Annotated in this window: 6 protein-coding genes; 1 reads left to right on the top strand and 5 read right to left on the bottom strand. The window is 68.2% G+C overall.

The window, feature by feature from the left end; translation table 11 throughout:
* Positions 1–24: 24 nt before the first annotated feature.
* Positions 25–1,566 carry a threonine ammonia-lyase, biosynthetic gene (ilvA, locus tag ACIPIA_RS07740; protein ID WP_400508245.1) on the bottom strand — a complete coding sequence of 514 codons (1,542 nt, stop codon included), beginning with the start codon at positions 1,564–1,566 and terminating at the stop codon, positions 25–27.
* 193 nt (positions 1,567–1,759) lie between these two features.
* Here ilvA and ggt point away from each other — a divergent pair, with 193 nt between their 5' ends.
* Positions 1,760–3,355, top strand: coding sequence for a gamma-glutamyltransferase (gene ggt, locus ACIPIA_RS07735; protein WP_400508243.1), 1,596 nt, complete (start codon positions 1,760–1,762; stop codon positions 3,353–3,355).
* A gap of 77 nt (positions 3,356–3,432) precedes the next feature.
* On the opposite strand, the gene rocF is transcribed toward ggt, so the two are convergent.
* The 4 genes from rocF to ACIPIA_RS07715 form a co-directional block, all read right to left on the bottom strand.
* The gene (rocF, locus tag ACIPIA_RS07730) at positions 3,433–4,413 is read right to left on the bottom strand and encodes an arginase (RefSeq protein ID WP_400508242.1); all 981 of its coding nucleotides are present in this window, start codon (positions 4,411–4,413) and stop codon (positions 3,433–3,435) included.
* Positions 4,414–4,575: 162 nt separating this feature from the next.
* Complete coding sequence (gene efeO / locus ACIPIA_RS07725) at positions 4,576–5,400, bottom strand: iron uptake system protein EfeO (protein WP_400508240.1); 825 nt, start codon at positions 5,398–5,400, stop codon at positions 4,576–4,578.
* A gap of 1 nt (position 5,401) precedes the next feature.
* The gene (gene efeB / locus ACIPIA_RS07720; protein ID WP_400508238.1) at positions 5,402–6,721 is read right to left on the bottom strand and encodes an iron uptake transporter deferrochelatase/peroxidase subunit; all 1,320 of its coding nucleotides are present in this window, start codon (positions 6,719–6,721) and stop codon (positions 5,402–5,404) included.
* The coding region (locus ACIPIA_RS07715; protein ID WP_400508236.1) for a hypothetical protein at positions 6,718–7,033 on the bottom strand (316 nt) is incomplete at its 5' end. The genes ACIPIA_RS07715 and efeB, both read right to left, overlap by 4 nt.

Raw genomic sequence — 7,033 nt, 5'->3', positions numbered from 1 at the left:
CTGCGGAAATGACAGTTTGATAACCTAGCCCGCCGCTTTTCCCAGCCCCGGCGTTTCCGCGAGGAAGGAGAGATAGGCCGGGTTGTCGCTCTCGCTCCAATAGGGATAGCCGAGCGCGTCGAGCCGCTTCGCGAGTTGCCCGCGCTGGGCCGGCGGGATCTGGATGCCGGCGAGGATGCGGCCGTAATCGGCGCCGTGATTGCGATAATGGAAGAGCGAGATGTTCCAGTCGGCCGAGAGGCCGTTCAGGAATTTCAGCAGCGCGCCCGGCCGCTCCGGGAACTGGAAGCGGAAGATCAGCTCGTCGCCGAGTCCGGGCGCCTTGCCGCCGACCATGTAGCGGATATGCAGCTTGGCGAGCTCGTTATCGCTCATGTCGAGCACGGGATAGCCGTGCTCGGACAGCATCGCAATGATCTGGCGCTTCTCGGACTCGCCCTCCGAGAGCTGCACGCCCACGAAGATGCGTGCGGCCGTCGGGTCGGAATAGCGGTAGTTGAACTCGGTGATCGCGCGCCGCCCCAGCAACTGGATGAAGGCGCGGTAGGCGCCAGGCTTTTCGGGGATGGTCACCGCGAGCAGCGCCTCGCGCTGCTCGCCGATCTCGGCCCGTTCGGCGATGTGGCGCAGCCGGTCGAAATTCATGTTGGCGCCGCTGTTGATCGCGATGAGCGAGCCCTTTCGCTCGCCATGGCGGGCGGCATAGGTCTTCAGCCCGGCGAGGCTGACGGCGCCGGAGGGTTCGGCGATGGCGCGGGTATCCTCGAAGATGTCCTTCACCGCCGCGCAGATCTCGTCGGTCGAGACGGTGACGACCTCGTCGAGCAGGTCGCGGCAGAGCCTGAACGTCTCTTCGCCGGCCTGCCGCACGGCGACGCCGTCGGCGAAGAGCCCGACCTGGTCGAGCACGATACGCTCGCCGGCCGCGAGGGCGCCGGCCATGGAGGCGGCATCCTCGGGCTCGACGCCGATCACCTTGATGCCGGGCCGCAGGAACTTCGCATAGACGGCGACGCCCGCCGCAAGCCCGCCGCCGCCGATCGGCACGAAGATCGCTTCGATCGGATCGGGGTGCTGGCGCAGGATCTCCATTCCGACCGTGCCTTGGCCGGCGATGACGTCGGGATCGTCATAGGGGTGGACGAAGGTCAGGCCCCTCTCGGCTTCGAGCTTGCGGGCATGGCCGTAGGCCTCGTCGAAGTTCTCGCCGTGCAGCACCACGCGTCCGCCGAGGCTGCGCACCGCCTGCACCTTGATGTCGGGTGTCGTGCGCGGCATCACGATCGTCGCCCTGATGCCGAGCTTGCGTGCCGCCAGCGCCACGCCCTGCGCATGGTTGCCGGCGGAGGCGCAGATCACGCCGCGCTCGGCGTCCTCGGCCGAGAGGCCGGCGATCTTGTTGTAGGCGCCGCGCAGCTTGAACGAGAAGACCGGCTGCAGGTCCTCGCGCTTCAGCAGCGCGCTGCCGCCGAGGCGGGCCGAAAGTCGCGGGAGCGGATCCAGCGGGCTTTCGATTGCGACGTCGTAGACGCGCGCTCCGATGATCTTGCGGATGTAGTCTTGCATGGCCGGCCCGTCCTTCGAGGGCGGCGATATCCCTCCCTGCAGGGATGTCAATCGAAACGGCTGCGCAAGGCGCGGGGCGACCCATGCCGGCTATGCGCCGGGCGGGATTGCCAGCCCAGGGCAAGCGCGCCAAAGCGTTCCCGAGAAAACGAGGCGCCCCGAAACGATGGCGCCGCAGAGGCGGAGACGACGGATGAGCTGGGGCAATCGCGATTTCATGGTGCCGGGTCGGCCGGTTGCGGTCGGTGACCGCGGCATGGCGGCGACCTCGCATCCGGCCTCGACGCTGGCGGCGGTCGACATCCTGCGCGCCGGCGGCAACGCGATCGATGCCGCCATCGCGGCGGTGGCCGTCCAGGCCGTCGTCGATCCGCATATGACCGGCATCGGCGGCGATTGTTTCGCGATCTATGCGCCGGCCAATGGCAAGATGGTCGCGATCAACGGCTCCGGCCGTTCGGCGGCCAAGGCCGAGCTGGGCTGGTTCCTCGCTCAGGGCATGACGTCGATCGCGGCGGATTCGCCCCATGCCGTCACCGTGCCCGGCGCGATCGACACCTGGTGCCGCCTCGTCGCCGATCATGGCAGCAAGAGCCTCGACGAGATCTTCGCAGCCGCGATCCGCGCCGCCGAGGAAGGTTTCGTGGTGACGCCGCGCGTCGCGCTCGACTGGGCCAAGGCCCGCGGCCGCATCGAGAAGCACGGCCTCGGCAATGCCGTCTACCTGCCGGGTGGTAACCCCCCGGCGGTCGGCGACAGGATGGTCCACCCCGCGCTGGGCAACATGCTGCGCCGCATCGCCCGCGAGGGCCGCTCGGCCTTCTACGAGGGCGAGCTCGCCGAAGACATGGTCTCCGTGCTCAACGCGGCCGGCAGCCTGATCAGCCTTGAGGATTTCGCCGCCTCGAAGCCGGACTATGTCGATCCGATCGGCGCCGATTATCGTGGCCACCGCCTCTGGGAATGCCCTCCGAACGGCCAGGGCATCGCCGCGCTCCTGATCGCGCGCATCCTCGAAGGCTTCGACATGAAGGACGAGAAGCTGAGCGAGGCCGATCGCATCCATCTCCTCGCCGAGGCCAGCAAGGCCGCCTATCGCCAGCGTGACGCGCTGGTCGCCGACCCCGCCGTCAGCCCCTTCGACACCGAGGCCTTCCTCTCCGACCAGTTCGTCGGCCGCATCCGCAGGGAGATCAGCCTGGAGAAGGCGGCAGCTCCGCAAGCCTTCGACATGCCCCTGCACAAGGACACGATCTATCTCTGCGTCGTCGACGGCGACGGCAACATGGTGTCCTTCATCAACTCGCTGTTTTCCGCCTTCGGCAGCGGCATCTATGCGTCGAAGGCCGGGGTCATGCTGCAGAACCGCGGCTCGGGCTTCCGCCTGATCGAGGGCCACCCCAACGCCATCGCGCCGCGCAAGCGCCCCTTCCACACGATCATTCCGGGCATGCTGGCCAAGGACGGCAAGCCGATCATGCCGTTCGGTGTGATGGGCGGCCAGTACCAGTCGACCGGCCACGTCCATTTCCTGTCGGGCATCCTCGACCGCGGACTGGATCCGCAGCAGGCCTCGGATGCGCCGCGCAGCTTCGCCTATGACGGCAAGCTCTCTCTGGAGACCACGATCCCGGCGGGCATCGCCGAGGATCTCAAGGCGCGCGGCCATGACGTCGCCTGGGCCGAGGAGCCGCTCGGGGGCTGCCAGGCGATCTGGGTCGATCACAAGCGCGGCGTGATGTTCGGCGCGTCCGACCATCGCAAGGACGGCTTCGCGCTCGCCGTCTGAGGCGGCAGCGTCCCAGGCCTGGACCGTATTGAAGCACCGTGCGCCCGATCAGGCGCACGGTGCTTTCCGTTCGGGGGTCAGGCCGCGCCGATGGCGTTCGACGGCGTCTGCCGGTCGGTGATCTGCTGGCCGAACAGGCTGCCGGCGAGCTCGACGGCCAGACGAGCGGTCTGGCCGCGATCGTCGAGGAAGGGGTTGAGCTCGACGATGTCCATCGAGCGCACCAGCCCGGAATCGTGCAGTAGCTCCATCACCAGATGCGCCTCGCGATAGGTCGCGCCGCCCGGAACGGTGGTGCCGACGCCCGGCGCCAGAGGCGGATCGAGGAAGTCGACGTCGAAGGAGACATGCAGCACGCCGTTGGCGGCGCGGACCTTCTCGATGACCTGGCGGATCAGCACGCCGACGCCATGCTCGTCGATGGCGCGCATATCGGCGATGTCGATGCCGCGGGCCTTCACCGCGGCCTTCTCGAGAGGATCGATCGAGCGGATGCCGAACAGGCTGAGCTGCGCCGGCGAGATCGAGGCGCGCGGCTCGGCGCCGAGCAGGTCGTCGAGGCCGGTCTCGCCGCAGAGGAAGGCCGAGGACATGCCGTGCATGTTCCCGGAGGGCGAGATCGCCGGCATGTTGAAATCGGCATGGGCATCGAGCCAGAGCACGAAGAGCTTGCGGCCCTGTTCCTGCCAGTGCCGCGCGACGCCGTTGACCGAGCCCATCGAGAGGCTGTGGTCGCCGCCGAGGAAGATCGGCGTCGCGCCGGTGCGGGCCAGATCGTAGGCGCGGGCGCTGAGCGCGCGCATCCAGGCGGCGATCTCATGGTAGAAGCGGGCATTGTCCGGCGCCGGTCCATCGACGGTCGTGAGGTCCCGGGGCAGGATGTCGCCATGATCCTCGACCGCGTAGCCGAGATCCTCCAGCACGCGCACGAGGCCGGCGGTGCGCAGGCCGGCCGGGCCCATCAATGCGCCACGACGCGAGGCGCCGACCTCGATCGGGGCGCCGAGCAGGGCGATGCGGCCCTGAGCGGCCGGGTTCTTGGCGGAAATGTCGGTCATGAGGGCAAGCTGTCCGTGACTGCGGAAAAGGCGTCGTTCGCCGATGCGCCGTCATTGGCGCATCGGCTCCGGCCTGTCGAGTGCCGTGCCAGCGTGACCGCTTTGTGTCAGGGCATCGGACCGAAAAGTGGAAGCCACTTTTCGGGAGAACCCGACGCCGGGCTAACCAAGGCCGAGCACGCCGCGCAGCTTCGAGAGGTCCTCGGCAAGCGTGGTGATCGTGGCGGCGAGCGCCTTGCGGTCGCTCTCGCTCAGCTTGTCATAGGTCTCGAAGCCGCCTTCCCTGAGCTTGTACTTTGCCAGCGTCTTGTCGACGGTCTCGAAATTGGCGTCGATCTTGGCGGCCAGCGCCTTGTTCTCCCTGGCGACCAGCGGCCGGAGCAGGTCGACGATCTTCTTGGCGCCGTCGACATTGGCCTGGAAATCCCAGAGATCGGTGTGGCTGTAGCGGTCTTCCTCGCCGGAGATCTTGGTCGCCGCGACCTCCTCGATCAGCACGGCCGCGCCGCCGACCATCTTGTCCGGCGGGATCGTCAGGTCCTTGATGCGGCCCTGCAGCTCGGTGACATCGGCCATGAGCCTGTCGGCGAAGGGAGCGAGACCCCCGGTGCTGTTCCTGGCGAAGAGCCCGTATTCGATGCGGTGGAAGCCGGTGAATTCCGGATCTTCCTCCTTCTTCTCGTGATCGTCGGCGCGCGAGTCGATCTTGCCGTCGAGATCGCTGAACAGTTCCGCGACCGGCTCGATCTTCTCGTAGGAGACGCGCGTCGATGCATAGAGCGCCCGGGCCCTGGCGAGATCGCCGGCCTTGACCGCATCGGTGAAGCCCTTGGTGTCCTTAACCAGCTGGTCGACACCCTGCGAGACGTAGAGCTTGTACTCGGCGACCGGCGCCACGAGGTCGAGCGGCGAGGCGGCGAAGGCCGGTGCCGCCGTGACGATGGCGAACAGGCCGGCCCCGGCCAGCCATGCGAAGCGCAAGCTCATATCAATCTCCTGTCTTGCGGGTGGAAGTCGAGGTCGCGGCGGGGACGATGCCGCGCGCCGCGCCGATCAGGCCGGCGCCGAGATGGCTGCCGGCATCCGGAACGCCGGGCAGGGCGAAGAAATAACCGCCGCCGACGGGCTTGATGTATTCCTCCAGCGGCTCGCCATCGAGCCGCTTCTGCACGGCGATGAAGCTGCGTTCCAGGTCCTGCTGGAAGCAGATGAAGAGCAGCCCCATGTCGAGCTGTCCGGCGCGGGTGACGCCGTTGGAATAGTTGAACGGCCGGCGCAGCATGCGGCTGCCTTGCGTCTCCGGGCGGCGGGGATTGGCGAGCCGGATATGCGCGTCGAGCCTGGTGCGCTTGCCTTCGGCATCGTCGGCATAGGCGGGCTCGTCATACTCGCGCTTGCCGCCGATCGGCGCGCCGCTCGCCTTCTGACGGCCCATGATCGCCTCCTGCTCGCCGAGCGGCGTGCGGTCCCAGCGTTCGACGAAGTTCCGAATGATCCGGACGACCTGGTAGCTGCCATTGGCTGCCCATTCCGGCTCTTCCGAGCCGGGCTGGACCCAGACGAGATGGTTCATGAGGCCCCTGTCGGAGGCGTCGGGATTGGCAGTGCCATCGCGGAAGCCGAGCAGGTTGCGCGCGCTCTCCGCCGGTTCGCTGTGCTTGGGCCTGAGCACCGGTACGGTGCCCTCCTGCTTCCAGCGCAGCAGGAGGAGGTCCGGTGCGTTCTTCAGGATGTCGCGCAATGCGTGAATGTTGGTGTCGGCGGTATTGGCGCAGAACTGCAGCAGCAGGTCGCCATGGCAGAGCGCGCCGTCGAGCGCGTCGTTGCGGAAGCGCCTCATCCGCTGGAGATGCTTCGGTTTTAGCGGCCCGAGGCCGAAGCGCTCGTCGAAGAGCGACGCGCCGAGAGCGACGGTGATGGTGAGGTTGTCTGGTGCGATGACCGGGCCGAGGATCCCGCTGTCCGGCGGCGGGAAGCCCGGATCCGCTGTCGGGGCCGGCCCGCCCTGCATCAGGAAGGCGATTCGCTCGCTAAGCAGCCGGAACAGCCGCTCGAGCTCGTCGAGGGAGGTAGCGGTGACATCGAAGGCGGCGACCATCCCGGTGGCCGGTCGCGGCGTGACGATGCCGGCCTGATGGAGGCCGTGGAAGCGTTGGAACTGGGCGGCCGCATCGCTTTCGGGCGCCGCTGCCGGGTTTTGCGCAGGCTCGGTCGCGGCCCGTGCCAGAGAGGCGCCGCCGAGGGCGGCTGCACCGCCGCTGAGGAGTGATCGCCGCGACGGTGTGAAGGGTTTGCGAGGTCGGGTCATGACTTGCGCTCCGCCTCGGGCAGAGCGAGCGCCTTGCGCATGGCCGAGAGGTCCTCGGCCAGTGAGCGGAGCGCGCCGCCCGGCCTTGCGTCGTCAGGCAGGGCGACGAGCACGGCCCTGGTCCGGGCCGCGAGTTCGGGATCGACGCGCATCGTCAGCGGCAGCAGCAGCCGGGCGATGCCGCTCGCTGCAGCGATATCTTCGGGGGAGGCGGCCTCGCCGTCCTCCGCGGAAAGAAGGCCGATCGCGCCGGCCAGCATCGTGTCGGGCAGGATCGTGCGCTGGCTGAGCGCAGTCCGGAAGGCCTCCGTT

This window comes from Allobosea sp. CER48, assembly GCF_044752385.1.
Taxonomy (GTDB): Bacteria; Pseudomonadota; Alphaproteobacteria; order Rhizobiales; family Beijerinckiaceae; genus Allobosea.
The sequence above is the reverse complement of the archived record's forward strand: the minus strand, read 5'-3'. Positions and strand labels throughout refer to the sequence as shown.

Excerpts from the sequence above, each read along its gene's own strand:
- efeO (WP_400508240.1), bottom strand. The coding sequence starts at position 5,400 with ATGAGCTTGCGCTTCGCATGGCTGGCCGGGGCCGGCCTGTTCGCCATC.
- rocF (WP_400508242.1), bottom strand. The coding sequence starts at position 4,413 with ATGACCGACATTTCCGCCAAGAACCCGGCCGCTCAGGGCCGCATCGCC.
- ggt (WP_400508243.1), top strand. The coding sequence starts at position 1,760 with ATGAGCTGGGGCAATCGCGATTTCATGGTGCCGGGTCGGCCGGTTGCG.
- efeB (WP_400508238.1), bottom strand. The coding sequence starts at position 6,721 with ATGACCCGACCTCGCAAACCCTTCACACCGTCGCGGCGATCACTCCTC.
- ilvA (WP_400508245.1), bottom strand. The coding sequence starts at position 1,566 with ATGCAAGACTACATCCGCAAGATCATCGGAGCGCGCGTCTACGACGTC.